This is a genomic window from Chlorogloea sp. CCALA 695 (assembly GCF_003003885.1).
Taxonomy (GTDB): domain Bacteria; phylum Cyanobacteriota; class Cyanobacteriia; order Cyanobacteriales; family Chroococcidiopsidaceae; genus Aliterella.
This window is the reverse complement of the sequence record NZ_PVWN01000062.1, coordinates 1-23574: the sequence shown is the minus strand read 5'-3', so window position 1 is coordinate 23574 and position 23574 is coordinate 1. Positions and strand designations below refer to the sequence as shown.

Below are 23574 nucleotides of genomic sequence, written 5' to 3'. Positions count from 1 at the left end.
AGTTGCTCCTGTTTGTCCAAAGCTGTTTCTGCTGTTAATAATGCCGCTATAGCCAACTCTCTCTGTACTTGCATCTTGTTTGCAGTCTAGGGGCTAGAAAATCCATCAAGCCCCTAGACTGCCTTCACCTATTGAAATCTTTTTGAGATGATGGCAGGCAAACTATTAGAGGAATTGGAATTAATAGAACGGGTGCATTAATCAAAAAGTAAGGCAGGAAAACCCCGCCTATTAATAATCAATTGATTGCCTGGGAGAGATATACTTGCGCTTTAGCTCCTGTTTTTGTAGCTTCCTTTTGTAAGTAAATGCAAGCATCAGGATCAGGGTCATTTTCCAGATCGATTCCTTGGAAAAAAGCATCAACAAAACCACAACAATCAATTAACTTTTGCAAAAGCTCAACGGGTATCGTTACTGTGGGTGCTGGGAATGTAGGTTTGGTTAATCCTGCTGACACGGGGCCTCTTACTGTTTCTTTGATGTAGTGTTCGCACATATTATTTTCTAGCGCCTTAGTAAATGAATTTTGTATGTAATGCTAGTGCGTGGTCTGGGGTATCTGGGTTCTTTGCTCGAATCGCCCGTGTGCTGTATCGATTTTAGAAATTGCTCGTCTTATTACATCTTGCCAATTAACAGGCTCGGTATAGGGCGCGTATACAGCTTGTCCACTCACAGGGTTATAAATTCGGCAAAATGATACTTGAGCATCATTTCCCGGTTCTACTGCGATTGTAATCGCACTCTTAAATTTCTCAACTGGTAGTTCAGACAGGGTATAAAGTAACCCTTTGGCGAACATAGTTTCAATTCCTGTTTGAATTGCGTAATTACGCTCTGCCCTGATATGCAGGTTGATTTTCAAACTACGCTTACCTTTATATTCCTTCTCTTCTGTCTCTAGTTTTTCGATAATGCCTGTTAAAGCATTGAATAGGATTGGCTCGTGTCTTTTGTTTTCTCCGTCCCAGAAGTACCATAAGCATTCTGGGTATTGACGGTTGGTATATATGTATCGCGGTTTAGGGGGATGCCCAAACCCTATTTGTTGTTTTGACGAGCGTAATTCTTCAAGAATCTCTTTCAAATATGTGTTGCCTACTTCGTTGAAATTTAGGAGGGTGTGTAGGTCTACGTTGCGTCCTTCGCTCGAATCCATTGGATACCTCTTTGTGGTACTGGTGTACTATCTAGTTTACTTTGATTGTGAAGTCTGGCTTTCACCGCATCCACCGGAACAGCCCAGGCATAGACTTATAGTTGTTATTGCTATCAGGAATTACCCTTAACTGCATAATTCCTCACTCCAGTAACGCAAATCTTCCCAAGTAATTCCTTCGCTAGCATCGTGCTTGTCAAATGCCTTTTGCAGTATGATTTGTGCTTGTTCTTCGGTTAAAGAAGATGTCTGTTCCTCGTCGTCAAAATCGTCTTGAACACTATGAACATCCTCAGTTGTCCAAACAACTGCTACCTTATCCGCCCAGTATGCTGCTAATACAAGTTCTACCTGCTGGAAGTCTGTAGCTAGTCCTGCTTCTACTAAACTTGCTGCCATACATTTGATGTGTTCGTACATTATTTTCTATTCCCTATGACGCTTACGGTCATCTCTCGTGGAGGAAGTTGCACCTGGTCATAAGTCCTCCGTGGCGATGGTTGTACCGAAGCCAAGCTACAGGTAACTTCGATGTGGCGATCTGCTAGTAACTGTACGGGAATTGAAGCAGCTAAATTGTTAGCTATCTGTTGACACTTAACTAGATCAACTTCATTGCTAATAACGTCAAATTCCAAAGTAATCTTATGAGGGTGTTGTTTCTTAAGGGTTCTACGTTCAAAGTCCATAATTGGTTGCCTTCTTTTTCTTAGTAAGTAGTTTGCTCGAATTAACTGCGGATAATTAATTTTTAATCCCAGAACGTAGAAGTGCTTTGAATAGGACAATCTGCGCCACTGGAATTAAAAAGGCAATCGCACTCATTAACAAGGCTGAAAACATACTGCTTTCCATTTGGGAGTCTCCGATAATTATTAAAACTTCTTGTGCCAACTGCCGCACTGGGTCATTTCTAGTCGCTTCTTTGGCGCGGCGGTAACAGTCTTGTCCCCGGCGCAAGCAACCAGACCGCCAATTGATGAGACTTGCCGCCATCGCGTACTTTGTCGAAGGAGCATAGCATCCAACTGTACGGCACATTTCCTTTAGTTCTTTGCCTTTGTAAGTATTAGCAAAAGCTTGTATCTGCTCTACCGTCGGCTAGTCGCCCTGCTTCAGCCCATACCCGCGTACTTGGTCGCTGAATTTCTGTTTGCACCAGGAGTCGGCTTGTTTTCTCTGGCTTTGTACCAGAATAGGGAATACCGAACAAACAGTATAAATCGATAGAGATGTTGCCCAGAAACTTAATTCTAGGCAACATCTCTATCGATAGCTTTAGATTTGAGTAGCTAGATATGCTTCTACTTCCTGTTCCCAGACCTCTCTAAACTCATGAAATTGGTAGCTGAATCGGTCTAACCTGTCCCAAAAAGGATTATTTTCGTCGACTATAGCGGCAACAACAAGTTTTTCAAAGCCATCCCCTTTCTCTCTGTTCTTTTGCAAGTAAGGCTCGATTTGAACCAGCATAAGCAGTAACTTGATAGATGCTGGCTTTCTAATTTGTTTTAGTACCTCGATTACTTCGGCTATTGATACGCAATAGCCGTTAACTATCCATTGCCAAAAACCGCCACTTGTTAATAAACAAAGCAAGTCTTTTAGCAATACTGCTTCCTTTTCTATTTTAGGAAGCGCCTTAATAAACTTAGTGTAACGCTTGTTCTTAAGACTCCCGTTGTACCATTTATCGTTTGCTTGTTCTGCTAAAGTTTGCCAAGTTGTCATTTGTTTTTCCTCAATAATTTAAAGAGTCAGCTAGTTATCTAATAGTTACTTCGCCATAGCAATCTCTTTCCAACTAGATGCAGGTAATGACAACACCCGGCTACCATCGCGCTCTAAAGCCGTTGCTCGTTCGTAGTCCTCTAAGTCCTGACTCGTGCGAGTAATTGCATTTAACATCCCATAAGCACTCAAATCGCCTCCTTGGATTAGGTGTTGCAGTATTCCTGAACTCTCCTCCCCGTTGTAGCCAAAGCTTTTCGTTAGCAACTCTACAGACTTGACGGGGTTGCCCTCAATCTTTTGCTCTGTTGCTTCCCGCATCCGTTCGACAATCGTAGAAAACTTGGTAATATCTACTGCTGCCCTTACCGTATCCTGCACCTTCAGGAAAAAAGCGCGGTCGTCGGCTTTGATTGTTTCGTCCCTGAATAACTCGTAGGATTCTCCTTCTTCGGCATTGCGCCCTACGTGATAACGCTTCTGGCTGTGGTCTTGAGCGATCATCCCATTCGTGCAAATCAGTCTATAGATTAACGGTTCTACTTTCAGAGAACCCATGCCTACCTCGGAATTTGAGATAACCATTCCTGCTTGTACCACGTCGCCTTGCTTCACCTCCAACTCTAGCCGCTCGTTAATCACCTTGATATACATTTTTGACTGTGTTAGCTCGGTGCTAACAATTTTCAACCCTTCTCCCATCTCTTTTAAAACTGGTAGCACTGCCGAAGCTAATTCGTAGTTGTCCAGCCTTCTGTATCTTTCACTTAAGAACGCTCTCATTTGCCCATCCAGAGTCCGCACCATCCGCCGTTCTGGCTTCTGTTGAAACCAGCCGTTAACGTTCACCGCCAGTAGTTCCGGGGCTTGATCGCGCATCCTTTGGTAATACTTGGCGGGTATGTCTAATCTTGCTGCGATTTGCGTATGGGCAACATCAGCGATCTCAAACTCTTGGTGGGTATCGCCTTCTAAAACCATTGCCCCTGTGTCTGTCATTTCCAGGACTTCGGTGCTGGCGATAAAATCCTTTTTTGTCTCTGATTGTCTTTCCAACTCTAGAGCTAGTTCGCTGAGTGTTTTGCCGCTTTTCATGATTTGTCAATCCTTTGATAAGTGTGTACAAAGGCGCTCTCTGTAGAGTTATGAGCGCCTGATGCGATTGATGAATACTGGTAATTAATCAGCGTAGGAGGCTAAAACCCGTTCCCGATGCTCCTGCCAAAACTTCTCACCAGCAATATACTTTTGACCTATTCTTTCAGCTTCTTCATGGTCAGAGGCTCGACCAATAGCGCGATCGCCTACCCAAACTACATACCATTGCCAATTGCTGTTGTAAGTCACTGACCAGGTGCGGGGTTTAGGAGGAGTTGGGACAGGAGGCTTGGCTAATGCGTTGTAGCCTTCGACATAGCCCTTGGAGTAATCACACGTTGCTTCGGTGTAAAGTGGGATCGATTTGTCGGTTGCATCTAATCGCCCGTGATTAAATCCCTGCTCAAACTCATTTGGGGGCGGTGGTAGCGCGTCGTCTTCTTCTCGGTCTAGTACCCACTCCTCGGTATAGCAAGAAGCGTTTGTAGGTTTGACCTTTAGCCACACTCGACCATCGGTATACACATCTTTATTGATCACCTGCATGACAGGAGTAAAGGGAGCGTGGATAGTATCACCGATATTGGCTTTTGTCGTTGCTCTATCCCAGAATTTCGGGGTAGATTCAGCGCAGGCTTGAATTGTGCGTTTTTCTTGGGTTATCATTTGAGTTACCTATGTTGAGTAGGAACCAAAGCCTGCAAGCGATCTCTCGGTCAAAATTGAACGCTTGTAGGCTTTGTTGTGTACTTGGGTTAATTATTCAATCAACAAAGTTTTTATATTTGGGAGTCCGCAGGGCATGAGTTGCCTTGTCGTGGGCGTTTCCTCCTCTGACCGTTGCTACTGCTTTTGGCTTCGCTGTTATCAGGTTCCGGGCGGTGTTTAGGCAGTTCCGCTTTCTGCTGCTTTGTTGTAGTAATTGCGGTCAGACTCTGGATTGCGTTTCGGGTGCGGGCTGTCTTGTTTCCCTTTACCCATGTTTTAATAATACCAATAACTATTGTCTTTGTCAAGAGGTTCTGTAGAAAGAATTTCTTTACTAAGGATTGCTTACTTAAGAAACATAGGATAGAGTAGTGGAAGAGTTTAGGACATGGCAGTGAAATTAATACTTGCTGAAGTTAGAACCCAGCGTGGTATGACTCAGGAGGAACTAGCCCAAGCTATGACAATGTCTTTGGGTGGCATTCAATATCTGGAAAATAAGGCAGCTACTCTCAAATTTGAGCTTTTAGATCAACTTTGTGAGGTGCTTGATTGTGAACCTGGGGATTTAATTAAACGGTTTAGTGATGGAACTCAAGAGGAGGATCGTGTTATTCGAGAAAAGCGAAGACAGGAAAAATCAGAACGGATGAAGCAATGGTGGGCAGATAAGCGACAGGAGTCAAAAAAAGAAAGCAAGAACGTTGCATAACTTTTACTGTCTTCTTTTTCCAAATAGCTTCTTATCTTTAATTTCCAATTTGAACAAGTAACGATCGCACAAACTCTGGGGAGAGACGCGATCGCCACTTGTACCACAACCTACCCCAGTTAAACTATTGAGGTCATGGCATGACAATCGTATCTGATTCTGTACTGGTTGAGTCAAAATCGGCTCGTGATAATCAGCTTGAGAGTGTTTCCCATAGAGATGCTCAAAGCATTTTAAATAAAGTAAAAGCTCTATTCTTTGCTGTTTGGAAAAATGAAGGTATTACTACAACTGAGCAATTAGCAGCCTTCTACGAAATTGAACCTAACAGTATTCGCCAAGTTCTCAAACGTCACCAGGATGAGTTTGAGTTAGATGGGTTAAAAAGCTTACGAGGAAAGGATTTAAAGGAGGTGCGTGACGTTTTGTCACTCACCTCTACAGCAGTGAATTTAACTATTTGGACACCACGAGCAGTGCTACGTTTAGGGATGTTGCTGCGAGATTCTGCGATCGCTAAAGCAGTAAGAACCAGCGCGGTTAATGCAATTGAGACAACTATTCCTGCTCAATCGGCAAGAATTCGAGAACTGGAACTAGAACTACGAGTTGCTCAAGCCCAAACAACCGCCGCCCAATCTCAAGAGCGCCTGATGCAAGCAACGAATGCGATCGCTAACCTTCATGGTACGGGTATGGTGGCGCTAATCTTGGGTAAACCGGATGCAGTCATAACTCATACCGAGGTAATCGAGAAGACTATTGCTGTCGATCCTAAAGGACGAGTTGTTGCCCAAAGCGACGGTTTAACCATAGGCTACCTAACAAAGCGCCTGGGCTTCAAGAACAACGAGCAGACCTGGCAGTGGCTTAACTCGGTGCAACTGGGTAAGGATTCTGGCGCTTGGTCAAAAGAGCTAACGGCTCACCCTACTCTAAAGTTACCTCGACAGCTTTTACCACAAGTTCAGCGCTTGTTTGCTTACCAGGTGGGCAATCGTCAGCTTTTGCTTGGGGAAGGGGGTAGAAGATAGACAACGTACTTATTTTTTTTCCAAGTAGCCTCTGCTTTAGACAGATTAATTAAGGAAATCAAGAGACAAGCCCATTGGATAGGTCACGAACAAACTTACAAATCTTTAAGAAAGTAATATTACTTTTTTGAGCCTGGGTTAATCTAAAGTTTCAGTTGCTGAAAGCATTACCAAGTAAGGTTTCCGCGTTTCTTACAATTCTCTAGAGAGCCAAAAACTATGAATTCATATCAAAGACGGAATAACTTTTCTGAAGAATTATCTACTGCTACGGAATCAACAGAGTTCAGTTATGGTATTCTTAACTTGGCGACTCGCAAAGTCGTTCAACAACACACTATCGAGATTAAAGGTTTGCTTCGTCGTACTGCCCAAGATATCGTTGATATTGGCGGGAAGTTAAGTGAAGTTAAGCAAGAGCTAGGACATGGGCAGTTCTTGGTTTGGTTACGCACAGAATTCGATTGGAGCGAGTCAGCCGCCAGAAAATTTATGCAAGTGCATAGAAAATTCAAGACAGTAAACTTTACACATTTGAATATTGCGACTTCAGCAATGTATCTGCTGGCAGCGAATTGTACTTCGCAAGCAGCCCGCAATGAAGCGGTGCAACGTGCTGAGGCAGGAGAAGTAATTACTCGCGCCTTAGCAAAGGAGATCGTTCTTCATCATGAACAATCTATTAATAATCTAACCCTTGACATTGAGGCTGAAAATAGCTCAACGTCAAGGGTCAATCTTAATCAAGAATCTGTGGGAGAAATAGCTGCTCTCCCAAGCGATGATCATAGATATCAAGAGTTAAGCGCCCAACTTAACCTCCTGAACGAAAGTCAAATCGCTGCTCTGTGGGCAGCATTGTCTAAACGTCTAAGCCTGAACCTGCTAAAGCGTTTAGTTATCGAGACTCAACAAAAACTTTTGGAGCAATAAACGGCGCATACAAATGTCTAAACTTTAGCGATTTGGTCAACAAAACGTAAAATCAAATGTCCCAATTTGGGTTATTTGAGTAAACTACCCAACAGCAAATGTCCCAATTTGGGTTATTTAGTAAACTACCCAATAGCAAATGTCCCAATTTGGGTTATTTGGTTCTCACTATCCAACGGCAAATGTCCCAATTTGGGTTATTTGGTTCTCACTATCCAACAGCAAATGTCTCAATTTGGGTTATTTGAGTAAACTACCCAACAGCAAATGTCCCAATTTGGGTTATTTGGCAGCAAGGATAGAAAATTAAATGTTTTAACTTTAACAATTTAACGGAGAGGTAAATTAGGTAAACGTCTCAACTTGAGCAATTTAGTCATCACTTCCCAAAGGCAAATGTTTCAATTTGGGCAATTTGGTTCTCACCATCCAACGGTAAATGTCCCAATTTGGGTTATTTGAGTAAACTACCCAATAGCAAATGTCTCAATTTGGGTTATTTGAGTAAACTACCCAATAGCAAATGTCCCAATTTGGGTTATTTGAGTGAACTACCCAACAGCAAATGTCCCAATTTGGGTTATTTGAGTGAACTACCCAACAGCAAATGTCCCAATTTGGGTTATTTGAGTGAACTACCCAACAGCAAATGTCCCAATTTGGGTTATTTGAGTGAACTACCCAACAGCAAATGTCCCAATTTGGGTTATTTGAGTGAACTACCCAACAGCAAATGTCCCAATTTGGGTTATTTGAGTGAACTACCCAACAGCAAATGTCCCAATTTGGGTTATTTAAGTGAACTACCCAACAGCAAATGTCCCAATTTGGGTTATTTGGCAGCAAGGATAGAAAATCAAATGTTTCAACTTTAACAATTTAACGGAGAGGTAAATTAGGTAAATGTCTCAACTTGAGCAATTTAGTCATCACTTCCCAAAGGAAAATGTTTCAATTTGGGCAATTTGGGTGAGAGATAAATTAGGTAGCTTTTTCAACCAGAGCGAGAGCAAAGTCATTAAAATTGAAAATGCTGTTGTTATCTGTGTCATTTTCATGACTGCTAGTCCCAAAGCCTGGAAAAAGTTTGATTACACTGCGCTTGATGTCTCCACCTCCCAATTTGTACAGCAGCAGACTGGGGAAATAAGGGGATTGATGAAGCGCACGGTCGAAAGCATCTTTGAGATTGGGCAGCGCTTAATTATTGTCAAAGAACGCTTAGGGCATGGGCGTTTTGGCTCTTGGCTAGAGACTGAGTTTGAGTGGAGTCAAGATACAGCTAATCACTTTATTAATGTTGCGAAGAAATTTGGCAAATTTACGAATGTTTCAGAATTTGACATGGCTGCTTCTGCCCTTTATATGCTGGCTGCGCCTTCAACACCGGACGCGGCAAGGGATGAAGCCCTTGCTCGTGCTAAAGCAGGGGAATCCATTACTTACAAAACTGCTAAGAGCATAAAACAAAAATATACTCTTCCTTCTGCTGCCAAGTTAGAGTCCGCACTAAAACAAGAAGTACAACCAGTTCCGCAGTTATTACCTCTAGCACCATCTAGCACATCATCGCGTATTAAGCAAGAGATTGTTGCTATTCGTAATACTACGCCTGTCGAATTACCTTCTGTCCCCAGTCAAAGTATGGCTTCAGCACCGGAAAAGGTCATATTATTGCCACAAAGCTCTACTTCAGCATCTATAGATGATGAGCGTGGTGTATGGTGGCAGCTAGGAGCAAAGCATTTGTTGTACTCTGGCGACCCTAATTCACTTAAGTTTCTAGCGCGAGTCCCTAGTAATCTGAGTTTATTGTTTGCCTTTCCTCCAGCCGCTAACTGGCAGCCACTTATAGAAGCCAAAACTCGCATTGTTACTGATAACTATTTACCTCAAGGCAAAGATGTGAGATTATTTGAAGATACACTAGAATCAATCCTTATCCTATACTCTAGTGTTGGCGAAACAATAGTTAGTTGTTTCATGCCATCTATTGAAATTCTTTCAATTCTTAATCGCCAAGACCGCCGCGCTTTGATAGCGGAACCCGACTCTAAGCGAGTTAACGCTATTGTCTCTGATTGGAAACTAGCAGGACTAAAAGTAGAGCGAATTAGCTAGAAAAAGATGAATCAAATCCGTACTTTCACTTTCTTAAAAATCAAACCTTTGGTGCTTGACAAATGAACAATTATCTGTACTTCTGCAAATATATAAAATTCTTGTACTGGGTTCAGCTTTGGGTACTAAATCCCGTATAATATTCACAATTGAATAAGCTTCGTTGGTAGGGAAAGTCTGTCGCTACAACAGATTATATCTTCCGCCACCGAAGGCTCTAAACCCAGCCCTGTAAATTGGAGTTTAAGAAGCGATGCTATTAATAGTATTGTGCAGCTTTAGTGTGCCTTTTGGCAAGTTATTTTCTAAAATAATTTCAAATTCTTTTGGTTCAAAGGTATCAAGTAACGGCAGATTAGGAATTACAGCCCCTACGGCTACTCTCAAAGAAAAGGAGGTAGCCGTATGACTGCTGCCGTCAAAGAAAAAAGCGAGTTAAGCCTGTTCGTCAGACGAGAAATAGATGACTACGGGCTAGATCCTTATGAATTTCGGATCTACGCCCGGATAACCCGCCGCGCTGGAAACGGTGAAGCGTGGGAAAGCCTTACCAACATGGCGAGTGCTTGCTGTATGAGCTTGGGTAGAGCGAGGAGAGCATTACACCTGCTCAAGTTGGCTAAGTTAGTTAAGAGTATTGAACGTCCAGGGTATAGCACTGTTTATCGGCTGACCCCTCAGCATAAGTGGGTAGCTGCGGAGTGTTTACAGGAGCTTCGTGGGTTTATTAACTTACGGGCTAAATCACCCACCCCTATCAGATGTGATAGGGGTACTAGAAATGATAGCCCTATCACATTTAGTAGTACCCCCCTATCAGATGTGATACCCCTACCCCTACCAGAAGTGATAGGCGAAGGTATTCCCTCTGAAGATATTTCCCTTAAGGTACTCCCCCAATCCCCCTTTACCCCCCAAGGGGAAAAAACAGGGGATGGGGAAGAAGTTAAATTAAATAGACAAATAGTGGAGTTATCCCAACAACTAGCTCAGTCTCTCACGGACGCTCTAAAACCAGTATTTGCTTCTTTTGTGACAGAAACTAAATCTGTCTTGTCGGAAATTAAGGAGCGCTCATTTTTAGCTGATAGTCAGGACAAAACTAAATCACTATCAAGGCAACAAAGTAAAAAAGCTCTACCCAAGCTCGATAGTGATTTGACAGAAATTACAAGCTGTCCGGTCAAAACTAAGAAATTAGAGGACTACTCGCAGCTACTAGCAGAATTGGCGCGGATTGCTGGCGAAAGTGCTGAGAGTTTGAGTTTTAATTCAAATCTAACTAATGCGTTGAACCAAAACCCTGACAGTATTGAGCCAGCAATGCAGTATTTCAAGCAGGCGTTAGCTACTTGGAAAAAGAAACCGGGGTTAGGTTTATTTATCTCAGCAGTTAAAAAAGGACTCAAGCCCGTTGCAACTAAGCCAGGAGGCGGATGGGGAGAATGGGCAAGCGAGGCATTGAAGCGGCGATTAATGCAGTTTTCCTGTTCCCATGAAGGGGATATCATGGTGTATTTTGCCAATGACATTCAAAAGCTGTGGAGCGAAGTGAAGCACCTTGACTGGGTAGAAATTGAGGCAATGGTGGCTGATTCAAGTAATGAGCCTTGCAGCACATAAAAACAATGAGTTGGATAAGGGGTAATTAATACCCAATATTTTTAGCAAAACTAGATTTTGACAGGCGTAACAATCATGATTAGTGTTACTGAAAACATAGCCAAGCTGACTTGGCAAGAAAATCAACTGCATACCAGTCTAGACAACCTGCGTGGACAACGAAGCAAAGTAAAGGAACATAAACAGCTTGCTCAAGAGTTGTCAAGGGTAGTAAGTAAGCGCCAAAATTTACAGGATTGGGCTATTTTTGAACTTGGAATGCCCGTCCACCGCCTTAATTCACCCCTACTGGGAATTGTCGAGCAATTGAAAATCACTCCTGGGGGCATGGGTGAAGTTTGGGTGAGTTGGGATGGCTTATTACAAATCCCAGAACAGCCAAATATGCTACAGATTGATGGTGCGGCGATGGCAAAAATTATTGCGGTGGGCGATCGCGTAGAAATCGTTGAGGGTCATGAAGAATCTGGCAAAATCTTTACTGTAGAACGGCTACTAGCGCGTGGAGCAGTAGAAACGAGCGATGAGAATATTTTTGAGCGAGAGAAGTGGCAAAAAGTTGAACAAGCTGATCAAAAACTTGTACAGACTAGGAGCGAGGACGATGAGTATTTAATACATAGTAGTAGTTTCAGCCAAGAACCCCAAATGGTTACGGAACCAACAGAAGAATTAGGCAGTAAAACGTCGGAAACCACAATCACGGTTAATACGATTGCTACTCAAATTGAGGAATTAACAGAAGAAGAGGAAAAAGAGCGGCATCGGTTGGAACTAAAGGTAGAACGAGCTTTCGTTGAAGCGGGAACATCACTGCGAGAACTTAGGGACAAACGGCTGTATCGCTCAACTCACACGACTTTTGAAACTTACTGCCGTGATAGATTCGGGTTTACGCGCGCCAATGCAACTTATTTAATTACTGGAGCTAGTGTGGTTGACAACTTAAAAAAAATGTCAACCAATGGTTTACAAATTTTACCGAGTAATGAACGCCAAACTAGACCCCTTACTAAATTGGAACCGAACGAACAGCGACAAATATGGCAGCAAGCCGTAGAAGAAGCTGGTGGCAAAGTTCCCACGGGTCGCATTGTCCAAGGCATCGTGCAACGCCTCAAAGAAAAACCTTTGGTTAAAGCCAGTGACTTTTGCGCTGTTGGCGATGCGTTTATCCTAACTAGACTAGAAGGGGCTGAACGTAAATATAATGGCTGCTGGGCGATCGCAAGGGAGTTAAGAGACTTTACAATAGCCGTTGACGTTTACGACAACACCTTAACTGTGAAACCAGACAACCTCGATCCAATTGACTTACCAGATGTACGCCGTCAGTTACCCCAAACGCTCAAACGAATTAGGCGCTTGCGAGAAACTGGCTTGTTGTCTCGTTGCGTTTATACAATTTTGGAATCAATTGGGCGACAGACGTATTTAGATGACTTTGAAGCCGAATTACTGAGTTTTATGGAGCAACGTTATGGAATTGAAAATTGAGACAAACCAAGCTCAAAGGAGTAACAAAGCAATTATCTATCAGGCTATCGGCTGGGTTACTGGCAATTATCAGCCGAGCGCGGACAATCCAGATTGTGGAATGCTGGTCACTCAAGACGGTATTGCTGTCCCTGCACAATTAAAGGGGCGCTTGCATCATCAACTGAACAAAAAGTTTCCTAACTACAGCACAAAACCAGATTTGCTCCCAGAGGATGTTTTATGGACAGTTTACCCAAGCACGGAGCCACTAAAATTTGAACTGGTGAATATTAACACCCTAGAATCATTAGGATCGTCTGCTCCCAAGCGAAAGAGAGAAAATCAAAGAAAAGTTGATGGGTTTAAGCTAGTAGGGCAAATCGAGTCGGTGGCAAACCGAAGGATTACTATCGTTATCCGGCAGAACGCACAGCGACGTAGAGGTAAGGGTAAAAAGAATGGTTTGAAATATCAACCCTTTGTCTTACAAATTGTGGGTAGTTTGCCTGCGGAAGCTGTAGGGCAAATTTGGGAATTAGAAGTGCTTAGGCGAAAAGCGAAACTGGTTTTGGCTAAGGGATGTTTTGTGCGTGGTTCGTTAGGAAAGCCGAAGCTAATGCCTGTACCGCAAGAGAACGCTAGTACAAGTACAAAGGCTGCGACCGATACGTTGCTACTAGAGAGTAAGCCATCATCAGAACAATCATCAGTGCAGGCTTTGGTAGAGGAGGAAGGACGAACTAAGGAGCAAGTAGGAGATTGTAAGGTAAAGAGCGAACTACAACAAACGGATGCGACTGAACCAATGGCAGCATTAGCCAACGCTGGCACTAACAAAACTGTGGGGAAAATTACGGTAGTTGAGCGCAAAGCTAGGGCTAGCATTCTGGAGCAATCAGGGCATCTTAAACTAACAGACTAAAAACTTTACCACCTGTATCGCGTTGGGAATTAATTGACGCAATCTCTAAGCTGCACGTCATTAATGACTGCCCTAGCCAATCAGCATTAGAAAATCCTTGTTGCAACCAATTGACAAAATCAGGGCAAGACGATTGCCAGTGCAGCGTTTGTGGCATTAAAGGCAACTTGACGTGATCTCGTTTTTCTACTGAATAGGAAAAAGGCAAGGGGATTAACTTCTACTGATTTTTGCGTTCGCCTGGTCTAGCAAGCATGGCACTTTGAACAGCTACATTTTCAATTCCAAATGCTGTTATTTCATGCGAAAATAAGTCTCGAGAAACCATGTTTTCAAGAGTAATGCGCCTCCTACCCGCTAGTGAAATCCTTACGCTGAAGCTAATTGAGCCTATTCCTTTGAGCAATCATCCTGCTGCTGTTTATCTTGGCTCGTTAACTGTAGGGTCCGAGCGGGCTATGCGTTCTGCCTTAAATTTGATCGCTTCATTATTGACTGACGGAGAATGCGATGCTATGACTTTAGACTGGTCGAGGCTGCGTTACCGTCATACGGCTGCCGTCCGCACTGCTCTTAAGCAAAAACTCGCTGCTACTACCGTAAATAGAATGCTCGTCGCTCTGCGCCGAGTGTTATTAGAAGCTTATCAATTGGATTTAATCGATATGACCGACTACAACAAAGCGACTGCTCTACCTAGCCTAAAAACATCCCTCGGTTTACGTGGTCGAGCTTTGAGCAGTGAAGAGATTAGCGCCCTAATTACCAGTTGCTACATCAACCCTCAGCCGATAGATTTACGCGATGCGGCGGTGATAGCGATTTTGCGAATTGGTGGAATCCGACGACAAGAGTTAGCACGTTTGGCATTAGCTGACCTTGACCGCACCAGTGGTTCTCTAATTGTCCAGCGTGGTAAAGGGGAAAAACAGCGCATTGTTTACCTGACAAGCGAAGCTTTGGAAATAGTCGAACAATGGCTGACTATCAGAGGTAGCAAACCAGGAGCGTTGATTTGTCCACTTAACAAAGCAGGTAAAGCCGAACTGCGACATTTTGCTGATAATGGGGATGGAATTTACAAGCTTGTCAAAGCACGAGCAATCAAGGCGGGAGTGGAGCAATTTTCGCCTCATGACTTCCGACGTACCTTTTGCTCAAACTTGTTCGACGCTAATACAGATACATTCACCGTGCAGCAGTTGGCTGGTCATTCGTCTCCAGCTACTACCGCTAAGTACGACCGCCGAGGAGAAGAAACTAAGCGTCAAGCTATACAGGGATTAAAGTTAAAGTAGTTATAGTTCTAAGGCGAAACCTCTAAGAATAAGTGGTTCTGACAAACTTAGATGTTTTCGGCAAAGTTTTCAAACGCCAGTGAGAAGGAGCAAGCCAGTAGTTATCGGAAGTTTCTGGCAAGCGAGGAAACAATAAATAAGCACCCAAAAGATAATCAATCGCATTTTCATCGCTGCTGATACCAGAAAAAGCTTTGATTTGCTCAATAGCAAGTAAAAAAAGTCTCCTCACGTTTGCGCTCAATCCCTTGGTATTTAAGTTGTGCAAAGGCAGGCATAGCAGAGGATGTGGCGTAATAAGTTCCACAGCAGATTGCTGCTGCTAAAGATCCCGCAGGAACAGCCGTTAAAGATGCCTAATTAAGTTTTCGGTGGCAAAATCATCTACTAACCATAGCGTAATTAATTGACTTTCCGCTCCGGCTATTGCTAATGACCAACGCGAATCATAAACTCCTTCACCAGTAGCTACATCTCCTATCCCCGTTTCACAAGCAGAAAGGACAACTAACTTTGTCCCAGCTAAATTTAGCCCTGCTACTTCTAAAGCCGTTAATACTCCATCATCGCCTCCGCTAGAGCGCAAGTTAAAGCCTGCAAGTGCTAAACCAGAACGCAATAGAGGATTAGTTGCTTGGGCGATCACTTTTGCTTTCCCTTCATTACTAAGTTGCTCTAATAGCAAGTCTTTCAAGAAAAAGCTGTGAGTGGCATAAATCGACTAGAGTGTTTTTCTGGAAATGTTGCAGCATGGACTCCCCTTACGATACAATACCTCTCGGTTAACAAATCCGGCATGATTTTTCCTCACGGAAGCTCAAGAGTTTCAGCCATACCTCCTGCCCAAAAGTGGGGACGAGACAGAATTAACCGAGAGGTATTGCCTTACGATATCGATTCCAACTCTTGACTTAAATTCATACAGTAATGGAAAAGCTGTAATCAGAAGAGTTACTGCTGATACAAAGCGTAATAATATATTGGAGTAAAACTTTCAGTTTGAAAGTGCCGCACCTTCTTAACTGTTTGATTTGTTACTAAATTTTTCAGGCATAGGCTCAATAAAGGCAAGACTTAATAATAACTCACCTATCAAAATATCGTCTAAATCGCAGATCTAAGTGAGCGCGTTTGCGCTGATTGCAGTCACAACACAGAGTTTGCAAATTGCTAATATCGTTTTTGCCGCCACGCGCTAAAGGAATAATATGATCTACGTTTAAGTTAGCTTCAGCATGAGTTTTGCCGCAACTTTGGCAATGGTATAAGTCGCGCTCAAAAACATATTTCCTCACCTCTGGAGGAATATAAATGCGGGGGGTTTTGCTCATGAATTATTTTGCTGAGTGTCTTTGCTCATCATTTGGCGAATATCATCAAGCGGTGAGTTTGCTTTGGCGTTTTCTGACTCACTACTATCAACCGTTTGTGCAATCTCAAGTTCTTCCGGCTCAAATTCTAGACTAATTCTTACTTTTCCTCTTTCCCAGCTTTTAGCACCAGGCTTTAGGATTTTACATTCTAGTCCTTCTCCAAACCAGTTTTCCTTACCTTCTGTTAAATCTCCCAGTTGTTTTTTAGAGGCTTGCATCATTGCTGCAATAAACTCAACTACTGTAAACGTGCGACTACTAACGAAAATTTGCCCAGCATAAACCGATACAACATCTTCACTTTTTAAGTTCTCAAAATTATTATTCATTGCTATCTCCAATTATGTAAAATCTATTAACTTGCGTAGGTGGGTTGTGAATGTGGAAATACAAATTCTACTCGCCGCTTCTAATTATCTTTGTTCATCATTTGACGAATATCATCAAGCGGTGAATTTGTTTGATTAATTTCTGCATTATTGCTTTGTGTTACTTCTTCAATTTCAGGCTCATCGGGACAAAATTCTAGGCTAATATTGATTTTAATTTTCCCTTTCTTCCAGCTTGTACTACCAGGTTTTAAAATTTCGCAATTTACACCTTGAACGTACCATTCCTGAAGACCTCCTGGAATACCCCCTCGACTGCTTAATGTATTTCTTAGTATGTCTAAACCTTTTGCTTCCAAGGCTTGTTTGACTTGTTTTAGCAAGTCACTTACTGTAAGCATAGATATCTCAAACGATAAAACAGTATCTTGATATTCATCGTTCAATGGCTTAAATTTATTCTGCATATCTTCCTTAGTACTTTATATTGACAAATTGGTTAACTTTCGTACATCCACATTTTTGGCGAATTTTATTTGCGGTTACAAGCGCCAAGGTTTTCATAATAAAACTAAAATATTTGTGTAACCGCTTAGATAAGTTATTAATTAAATCGCCAAAACTTTCAAATGAGTAAGACTCACAATTTCTGCATCAACAATAACAGATTTAAAATCAGAATCAGCAATTATAGGCAATATATGACTTTGTAATTGCATTGCTTGCAAGCAATCATTAATACCTAAAACTGCCTGATTGTAGGCAGCAATATTGCTTTCTACTTCTTTTTGTGATCGCATATTCCCAGCAATTTTATCCTCTGCTTCTTTTTCCAAGGTTTGCTCTAGAAAGTTCCGAGCATTATTATATTGCTGCAAAATCTCATTTCCTTGCTTTTCTGCAAGGGGTAACAACTGACTTTTGAGAATTTGATTAATAGTTTGACGGAAGTTTTTGCGGATAGTTTCGGATACTTTTGGCTCAAAATCTAACTTCAATAATTGCCTAATTGCGGGTTCAGCTTGTACCATGCTTTCACAATCGTAACCCTGCGACGTTTGCGCTAAAGTTTGACGAAATTGATAAATAGAAAATGTACCTTCATCGTAAAACCTTGGACTTTCTCGTACAAAGCGATCGCACTCTACTTGTGCTGCACTCATCAAAGCTTGCTGTACTAAAGATTCTAGTCCTTTTATTTGTTGTTCAATTCCAGCATCATTCCCTAATAATCTGTATAATTCGCTGTAATACCCTGCTTTTTGAACTCGTTGAATTAAGTGTTGAAAAAAGCTACTGATAACTTCTTGACAAGATTTTACCAAAACATCTTCCAACTGATTAGATAAATAATAAAGCGCTTCTACTAAAATAGCAATTAATGGTGCAGTAGCATTGCGTCGATGGCTGAGAGTAGCACGGCTGTACGCATCCGCAACAGAAAAAGTATTTAATAGTTCATCCAACTTCCCAATCATTCGAGTTTGAAGTAAAAGGAAATTTCGCTCGAAACCATCGCATTTATTGGTTACTAATTGATTAATTTCTAGTTGAATATGCTGTAAAAACTCATTCCCAAGTTTTTGTAATTCCTGACTTAGTAGTTCTAATTCCCGTGCTTTCATTGATTCAATTTCGCGGGGTTGACTATCTAACTCCTGGTACTTGGTAAGATAGCTGTTCCGCAAACTGATACATACTGGTTGTAAATCGTCAGCTAAGTTTGCAAATAATTGCGGGCGCTTTTCTTCAGTTAAATAGCGAGTAATCGCTGAACGAAACTCCTCAATACCACTATCTTGAATCAATTGGGTAATTAAAGGCATTCCTTGGTCAGCTAGTATGCGTACATAGTTTTGATTGGGAGTTTCAAAACTATTAACAGAAATCCGAAATTTACCAGGAGGTAATTTACCAGAATTTGCACAATAGCGATTTAATTCATTAACAAACTGTGGTGTTTCCTCAACACCATTTAAGCTTTTTACACTTTCCGTAAATACTGAATCTAACCCAAAGCGATCACTTCCGCTTGTATGTTCGATCTGACTGCCGTAAAATCCTAGTAAACCGCTAGTTTTGTATACTCTATTAGTATCTCGAAACTGAGCTATAATTAAGTCGTCTAGGCGCTGTCTTAGCTGAGTATTGTACCAAGTTTCATCAATTCGGTTAAAGACATAAAAAACGCGATCTCGTATTCCTGGATTAGAACGCATTTTTTCGATTAATTCTGTCTCCTCCTTCGTCATATCTCCCGCAGATGCAGGCTTGAGTACGCAGACAACAGCAGATGTATCGGGATGTTCTATTTTCCGATAGGTAAGTTCGGCATCTTTTTGTACGGGTGCATCAATTCCTGGGGTATCAATAATTACGTTGCCATCTGCTAACAGTGGATGGTTGCAATAATAGTCAATCCGCTTCAAAACAGCGCTATTACTACCCCGACGTGCATAACCTGCGGCTTCTTTAAGATTGGAAAAGTTAAACTGTTCCATCGAATAAGTTGCATTATTTAGCGAATGAATGCGATCGCAATTTGCCTCGAATCCTTCTAATAAAAGTATCAAAGCTTTAGCTTGTTTGGCGCGTTCTGATTTACTCTCACCACCCTCTTTTTGAATAATTGCTGCACCAGCTTGGCGCAACAAACCTACCATCTCGTTGGCATTAATATTGCTTGGCGCAGTTAATCCCAATTTCTGACACAATGCTACTGCTTGTTCTCTAATTTCTACTTCACTTAAGAAAGTCAGAATAACTTTTTCTTGTTCTGCTTCCGCGTAGAAAATGTAGCATTCTGTACCTGTAGCGTGTCCTTCTGCGCTGTACAATAGTTCTCTTTCTAGTAAGGCGTTGATTAGCATCGATTTACCCGCACTAAAAGCACCAGCAAAGACAATTTCAAAGGTAGGAGAAATGGCTTTTCTTAAACTAGATTGCACAGGGGTTGAATCCTGCGATCTTAAAGTTGCTTCTTGATGGCATAACTGAAGTATAGTTTCTACTTGTGCTTGCAAATTTTGACATTGTGCTAATGGTGCAATCATTAATCTTTATCCTAAAATTAAAAAATAGTTACTTCTGCCTATTCTAAGAAGCATATTTAGTACAAGTTATAGTGAAAACAGTGAAAACACGGATATATTTATAGTGGGTTTAAATTTTATCAGTATACATACCCTTGTTGTTACTATAAAAACTTTTGCTTTGGACTTAATCCTGACCGAGATTTACACCAAACTTTAGCAGCATTCATTTAAGAAAAAGCTGTGAAATCAGAAATTATCTTAATAGCAATAGACAGCTTAAAACAGGCAAACATTCGCTTTGCAGATAGAAATAAAACAACAGTTTTACAAGAAAAGTTTGAAATTTTAGCTCTTAGCGGGACATTGACTATAACAGGCGTTCATCTACATATAACAATAGCCGACTGTCAAGGTAAAACTATCGGCGGACATTTAGAAACTGGCTGTATTATCTAACGGTTCATCTTCTTCCCACTCTATTAGGTAGCTTCTTGTAAGAAACGTAAGTTAGGTTAGGAACGGAACCCAGTCTTGTCTCTGGCGTTGTAAAACTACAGCCCACTCTGGATGAACTCGACTAGATCCGGAAGATTCGCACCACTGATTTAACGCCAATAATAGGCGTAATTGTAAAGTCGAGTGCTGATATTTTGGTGACACTTTAGGCACAATTTCTCCATTAACTACTTCTGTGCGATAGCGCAAGCGCGCACGCAGGGCTTCGCCACTTTCAGGTATTGCTAAAAATTCTTACAAGTTGAATTTAGTTTTGCTGGAAGTCATACAAGCAAACTAAAACGCAATTAAGCTCTAGTGTCCCTAAGCTATATCGTTAGAGTTTCGCTAGAGTATTTTGTTATAAAATAGGTTATGAGAAGTCTCCTTCTCAAAGTCTGTAATAGAATAAACACGTATTTTAGGGAGCGGCTGTTTTGAACGAAAAAATAACCCAGGTTGTCACTGTAGATATTATTCCAAGGTGATCGCCCCCGGCACTGCGCTCCGCGCAACCGCCCTTAGTGTTCAACCCCCGCAATCGTCCAGTTACAGAAGAGAGTAAAGAGCTGATTGATAGGCTATTGCTAGAACGCTTGTCGATTGCCGCCATCTGTAGAGTTAGCGGTATTTTTGAAACCTGGATGTCTCCGCTATGCTGAGGGAAATACAGCACTGTACCTCAACAAGTGGCAGTTAGCTCAAAAAAAAAGGACACTTAACAATTCAATGTGATGAGATGTAGTCATTCGTAAGTAAGAAAAGCTTGAAGCAATAGATTTAGTCAGCAATTGGATGTAGAAACAAAAGAAATTGTCGGATTGTATGTCGGTAGTCGTTCACGTAAAGCAGCGAAACGTTTGTGGCTTTCCTTACCTAGGATCTACAGATAATGTGCGGTCGCATATACTGACTTTTGGCAAGCATACAAGCAGACTTTGCCAAAGCTTGAGGCATAAAGCGGTTGGAAAGGAGACAGGCAAGACTAACTATGAACCTATCCCAGTAATAAAATTCTATTAATCCAAATGTGAATTGTTGCAAGGGAAATGAAAGCATTGAAACAGGCAGAAATTCTTTCCCATCGAACAACAAGCCTACGGTACTTCCGTTGAAACCATGCGAAACAACGTTCCATTTGAAAACGAGGAACTGACATTTTTATGGGTCTGCCCAAATTTCTTTTTGTCTTCCTGACTCGTTTTGGTAACTGCGGTCTAATACCACGTTTACGTAAAGCCGCACGCAAATCCTTGGAATCATAGCCTTCGTCTGCCGCTAGCACTTTGACTCGTTTGCGGGGTCTACCAGGAGAATTAGTTTTGACTCGGATGCTACTCAATAGCGGCATAACCTGCTCTCGCTCACTAATATTTGCTGGAGTTATACGATTAGCTAGGGGCATACCATTACCTTCAGTCAAGGTATGAATCAAAATTCCTTTTCCTTTATAACCATAGGCAACACTATCACCACCGCCCTTGCCAGGGGGAAAAAGATCCGTCTACCGCGCCACAATTCCAATTAATTAATCCCCGTTCTTCGGCGATTCCCAATATCCGTGCTTGTAATCGTGCCAATGTTCCATCAGTTTGCCAACGCAAGAGCCACCTGTGGGCTGAACTTTTTGATGCCCAGATTTCTCCCTTCGGCACATCACACCAATGACATCCTGTAATCAATACATACATCAAGGTATTCAGTACATAACGGAAAGGCGCATGGGGCATTCCCCGTTCCCGCTTTTCTCCAACCTCTGTCATTACATCCTCAAACAGCTTCCATTCTAGATCGCTTAATCCCTCAAACCTTCCCACCATATTCTGTCAGGACTTAATCGATCTGACACTTAGATTATTACATTTTTGACCTTATTGGGATAGGTTCTTAAGAGTTACCCATTTCTTTTAGTAACTTTGGTCCTTTATTCGTAATGTATGAGGCAAGTACATATTTTTCTTTTTTAATGGATAAGGCTAGCGCCACTTCTAAATATGAGATTTTTAGTTTTTCTTCAATATGAATATTTTGTAATACAATCAAACCTGTGGCTATGTAATCCCATGCTAATGAGTCGCTATAATTATTATTTAAGAAATATTCTATAAAAGATGTATTTAAACTCTCAACTAATTTAATTTGATATTCTTCACCGTAATTGGTTGAATTAAGATTGTTAAAAATTGTTTTAATACGTTTAATTTTTTGTTGGTTATGTCTTTCATCTTCCATGAGAATCTTAACAACTTCCGCAAATTCATAATGGTGTTGTTTTGTATAATCTTTGGAAGCTCTTGTTAGATTTCCAGGAACTGGTATACTAAACCAGTCCCCTGTGTCAAAAATAGCTAAAACAATAAAATCACCGTTTTCTGGATTGTATGCGGATAAGGATTTTTGTACCGTTTCGTTCATATTTCTTATTTCTTCCTGTTCAGATACAGATATTGATGTAGAAATCTTCAATAATGAGGGTTTAGATACATACGTTGATTCTTTCACTATGGGAGTTTCCAAGGTTATCGAATTAAATAATAAACTTATGTAACCAGGTCCATCGGTCACGTAGCAACTATGTGAGACTGATTTTAAATATGATCCATTTTCTAATATATATTGAAGAAAAAATGAATTTAGTAACTCACTATTAGATTTAATTGAGTCTGATTCTAATTTAGTATTTGGTACAGTTTGCGAGTAAAGATTAGATTTGTTAGAAGCTAAAGATTCCTGGCTTTTGGTCAAAGACAGTGTTTCTACAGAGATATCAGATATATTTTTTGTTTGGATAGAATTTTTATTTAACTCTTTTGAAAATTGAATTTGCTGATCGACTTTAAGTGCTGAATTTATTGTTTGTACGTTACTAAGAATAGCAGCTCCATCACAAGAAGAAATTACAGGGGAAGAAAGTGGTAGTAAAAACCCTAAAATTTTATCCCCTATTACATTACCCTGTGTGTAACTAGATATTGCATTAAATTGATTTAGTGAGTTTTGTAGTTTGTCATTCATTATCAAATAATTACCAGTTTGCATAGTAAAATCTTTGCCATATTTAAAACCCATCTCTTTAAGGGATTGAAAAAAGTTTCGCGCTACAATTAGGTGTTGCTTTTCTTCTGGTTGACCTTTCAAGCTTGCATAAGCCCATTCAAAATCACGCTCGTCGATGAAGTAAAAAATCTCTTTGACCCACACATTAATCTCATCAATGGTTTTACCAGCATCAATTGCTTTCCTACAAAGACTGTGACAAGTGCTGAGACTCCACATAGCAATTGCTATTTGTATTTGTTCTTGAAATTTAACTTTGTGCATTAATTTTTCAGTTACTTCATATGTTTAAAATCTTCTTATTTTTAGCCTAGTTATTTAAGTCCTGATTATCAACAGTGAATTCACTGAAAATTGGGGTAATTTCACTGTAGACACTTGGGACATCAGGGCAGCCGCATAAAAATTATTGAGTCAAAAGTTTGATAAGATAGGTTTGATCCCAAGCTGCCTTTTTCCGTCTG

The 23574-nt window shown here is 41.2% G+C and carries 30 protein-coding genes; 10 read left to right on the top strand and 20 right to left on the bottom strand.

Features of this window, described 5'->3' with window-relative positions; genetic code table 11:
- Positions 1-238 precede the first annotated feature (238 nt).
- From C7B70_RS21185 to C7B70_RS21145, 9 genes are all read right to left on the bottom strand, one after another.
- Positions 239-499 carry a hypothetical protein gene (locus C7B70_RS21185; RefSeq protein ID WP_106370949.1) on the bottom strand — a complete coding sequence of 87 codons (261 nt, stop codon included), beginning with the start codon at positions 497-499 and terminating at the stop codon, positions 239-241.
- A gap of 42 nt (positions 500-541) precedes the next feature.
- Positions 542-1162 carry a hypothetical protein gene (locus C7B70_RS21180; RefSeq protein WP_199192423.1) on the bottom strand — a complete coding sequence of 207 codons (621 nt, stop codon included), beginning with the start codon at positions 1160-1162 and terminating at the stop codon, positions 542-544.
- A 126-nt stretch (positions 1163-1288) separates the two neighbouring features.
- Positions 1289-1582, bottom strand: coding sequence for a hypothetical protein (locus C7B70_RS21175; RefSeq protein ID WP_146134121.1), 294 nt, complete (start codon positions 1580-1582; stop codon positions 1289-1291).
- Positions 1582-1851: a hypothetical protein gene (locus C7B70_RS21170; protein WP_106370947.1), complete on the bottom strand. Its 270-nt coding sequence runs from the start codon at positions 1849-1851 to the stop codon at positions 1582-1584. The genes C7B70_RS21175 and C7B70_RS21170 overlap by 1 nt, the downstream gene beginning before the upstream one ends.
- Positions 1852-1906: 55 nt before the next feature.
- Positions 1907-2203, bottom strand: coding sequence for a hypothetical protein (locus C7B70_RS21165; protein ID WP_106370946.1), 297 nt, complete (start codon positions 2201-2203; stop codon positions 1907-1909).
- Between the two features lie 28 nt (positions 2204-2231).
- Entirely contained in the window at positions 2232-2426 is a 195-nt protein-coding gene (locus tag C7B70_RS21160) for a hypothetical protein (protein WP_106370945.1), read from the bottom strand.
- A gap of 14 nt (positions 2427-2440) precedes the next feature.
- Entirely contained in the window at positions 2441-2893 is a 453-nt protein-coding gene (locus tag C7B70_RS21155) for a hypothetical protein (RefSeq protein WP_106370944.1), read from the bottom strand.
- 45 nt (positions 2894-2938) lie between these two features.
- Positions 2939-3988 carry a DUF932 domain-containing protein gene (locus tag C7B70_RS21150; protein WP_106370943.1) on the bottom strand — a complete coding sequence of 350 codons (1050 nt, stop codon included), beginning with the start codon at positions 3986-3988 and terminating at the stop codon, positions 2939-2941.
- 84 nt (positions 3989-4072) lie between these two features.
- Positions 4073-4657 carry a hypothetical protein gene (locus C7B70_RS21145; protein ID WP_106370942.1) on the bottom strand — a complete coding sequence of 195 codons (585 nt, stop codon included), beginning with the start codon at positions 4655-4657 and terminating at the stop codon, positions 4073-4075.
- Positions 4658-5087: 430 nt separating this feature from the next.
- On the opposite strand from C7B70_RS21145, the gene C7B70_RS21140 reads away from it, so the two are divergent.
- Positions 5088-5411: a helix-turn-helix transcriptional regulator gene (locus tag C7B70_RS21140; protein WP_106370941.1), complete on the top strand. Its 324-nt coding sequence runs from the start codon at positions 5088-5090 to the stop codon at positions 5409-5411.
- A gap of 3 nt (positions 5412-5414) precedes the next feature.
- Here the strand turns inward: C7B70_RS21140 and C7B70_RS26520 are convergent, their stop codons facing one another.
- The gene (locus C7B70_RS26520; RefSeq protein ID WP_158260542.1) at positions 5415-5558 is read right to left on the bottom strand and encodes a hypothetical protein; all 144 of its coding nucleotides are present in this window, start codon (positions 5556-5558) and stop codon (positions 5415-5417) included.
- Between C7B70_RS26520 and C7B70_RS21135 the strand changes: the two genes are divergently transcribed.
- The 7 genes from C7B70_RS21135 (at position 5552) to C7B70_RS21105 (ending at position 13523) form a co-directional block, all read left to right on the top strand.
- Positions 5552-6445 (top strand): DNA-binding protein, encoded by an 894-nt coding sequence (locus C7B70_RS21135; RefSeq protein ID WP_106370940.1) that lies wholly within the window; start codon positions 5552-5554, stop codon positions 6443-6445. The two genes, C7B70_RS26520 and C7B70_RS21135, sit on opposite strands and share 7 nt — an antisense overlap.
- A gap of 219 nt (positions 6446-6664) precedes the next feature.
- Positions 6665-7378: a DUF3102 domain-containing protein gene (locus C7B70_RS21130; protein WP_106370939.1), complete on the top strand. Its 714-nt coding sequence runs from the start codon at positions 6665-6667 to the stop codon at positions 7376-7378.
- A 500-nt stretch (positions 7379-7878) separates the two neighbouring features.
- Positions 7879-8253, top strand: a complete 375-nt coding sequence (locus tag C7B70_RS21125; RefSeq protein WP_146134120.1) for a hypothetical protein — start codon at positions 7879-7881, stop codon at positions 8251-8253.
- A 28-nt stretch (positions 8254-8281) separates the two neighbouring features.
- Positions 8282-9499: a DUF3102 domain-containing protein gene (locus C7B70_RS21120; RefSeq protein ID WP_106370937.1), complete on the top strand. Its 1218-nt coding sequence runs from the start codon at positions 8282-8284 to the stop codon at positions 9497-9499.
- A 405-nt stretch (positions 9500-9904) separates the two neighbouring features.
- A complete protein-coding gene (locus tag C7B70_RS21115; protein WP_106370936.1) occupies positions 9905-11122 on the top strand; it encodes a helix-turn-helix domain-containing protein in 1218 nt (405 codons plus the stop codon).
- A gap of 75 nt (positions 11123-11197) precedes the next feature.
- Entirely contained in the window at positions 11198-12619 is a 1422-nt protein-coding gene (locus C7B70_RS21110; protein WP_106370935.1) for a hypothetical protein, read from the top strand.
- Complete coding sequence (locus tag C7B70_RS21105; RefSeq protein ID WP_106370934.1) at positions 12603-13523, top strand: hypothetical protein; 921 nt, start codon at positions 12603-12605, stop codon at positions 13521-13523. Before C7B70_RS21110 ends, C7B70_RS21105 begins: the two co-directional genes overlap by 17 nt.
- On the opposite strand, the gene C7B70_RS21100 is transcribed toward C7B70_RS21105, so the two are convergent.
- Positions 13507-13731: a hypothetical protein gene (locus C7B70_RS21100; protein ID WP_106370933.1), complete on the bottom strand. Its 225-nt coding sequence runs from the start codon at positions 13729-13731 to the stop codon at positions 13507-13509. The genes C7B70_RS21105 and C7B70_RS21100 overlap by 17 nt on opposite strands.
- 118 nt (positions 13732-13849) lie before the next feature.
- On the opposite strand from C7B70_RS21100, the gene C7B70_RS21095 reads away from it, so the two are divergent.
- On the top strand, positions 13850-14821 hold the full coding sequence (locus tag C7B70_RS21095; protein WP_199192422.1) for a site-specific integrase: 972 nt from the start codon (positions 13850-13852) through the stop codon (positions 14819-14821).
- Between the two features lie 22 nt (positions 14822-14843).
- On the opposite strand, the gene C7B70_RS21090 is transcribed toward C7B70_RS21095, so the two are convergent.
- From C7B70_RS21090 to C7B70_RS21065, 6 genes are all read right to left on the bottom strand, one after another.
- A complete protein-coding gene (locus tag C7B70_RS21090) occupies positions 14844-15053 on the bottom strand; it encodes a hypothetical protein (protein ID WP_199192421.1) in 210 nt (69 codons plus the stop codon).
- 114 nt (positions 15054-15167) lie between these two features.
- A complete protein-coding gene (locus tag C7B70_RS21085) occupies positions 15168-15539 on the bottom strand; it encodes a CHAT domain-containing protein (protein ID WP_106370932.1) in 372 nt (123 codons plus the stop codon).
- A 367-nt stretch (positions 15540-15906) separates the two neighbouring features.
- The gene (locus C7B70_RS21080) at positions 15907-16152 is read right to left on the bottom strand and encodes an HNH endonuclease (RefSeq protein WP_106370931.1); all 246 of its coding nucleotides are present in this window, start codon (positions 16150-16152) and stop codon (positions 15907-15909) included.
- Complete coding sequence (locus C7B70_RS21075) at positions 16149-16523, bottom strand: KGK domain-containing protein (protein WP_106370930.1); 375 nt, start codon at positions 16521-16523, stop codon at positions 16149-16151. Before C7B70_RS21075 ends, C7B70_RS21080 begins: the two co-directional genes overlap by 4 nt.
- An 80-nt stretch (positions 16524-16603) precedes the next feature.
- Positions 16604-16990 carry a KGK domain-containing protein gene (locus C7B70_RS21070; RefSeq protein WP_106370929.1) on the bottom strand — a complete coding sequence of 129 codons (387 nt, stop codon included), beginning with the start codon at positions 16988-16990 and terminating at the stop codon, positions 16604-16606.
- A gap of 141 nt (positions 16991-17131) precedes the next feature.
- A complete protein-coding gene (locus C7B70_RS21065; RefSeq protein ID WP_106370928.1) occupies positions 17132-19576 on the bottom strand; it encodes a dynamin-like GTPase family protein in 2445 nt (814 codons plus the stop codon).
- 222 nt (positions 19577-19798) lie between these two features.
- Between C7B70_RS21065 and C7B70_RS27195 the strand changes: the two genes are divergently transcribed.
- On the top strand, positions 19799-20014 hold the full coding sequence (locus C7B70_RS27195; RefSeq protein ID WP_199192420.1) for a PPC domain-containing DNA-binding protein: 216 nt from the start codon (positions 19799-19801) through the stop codon (positions 20012-20014).
- A 1036-nt stretch (positions 20015-21050) separates the two neighbouring features.
- Here C7B70_RS27195 and C7B70_RS21050 read toward each other — a convergent pair.
- The 3 genes from C7B70_RS21050 to C7B70_RS21040 form a co-directional block, all read right to left on the bottom strand.
- Positions 21051-21488, bottom strand: coding sequence for a transposase (locus C7B70_RS21050; RefSeq protein ID WP_199192419.1), 438 nt, complete (start codon positions 21486-21488; stop codon positions 21051-21053).
- A gap of 34 nt (positions 21489-21522) precedes the next feature.
- Positions 21523-21873 carry a transposase gene (locus C7B70_RS21045; RefSeq protein WP_106370926.1) on the bottom strand — a complete coding sequence of 117 codons (351 nt, stop codon included), beginning with the start codon at positions 21871-21873 and terminating at the stop codon, positions 21523-21525.
- A gap of 67 nt (positions 21874-21940) precedes the next feature.
- A complete protein-coding gene (locus tag C7B70_RS21040) occupies positions 21941-23374 on the bottom strand; it encodes a hypothetical protein (protein ID WP_106370925.1) in 1434 nt (477 codons plus the stop codon).
- Between the last annotated feature and the right edge of the window lie 200 nt (positions 23375-23574).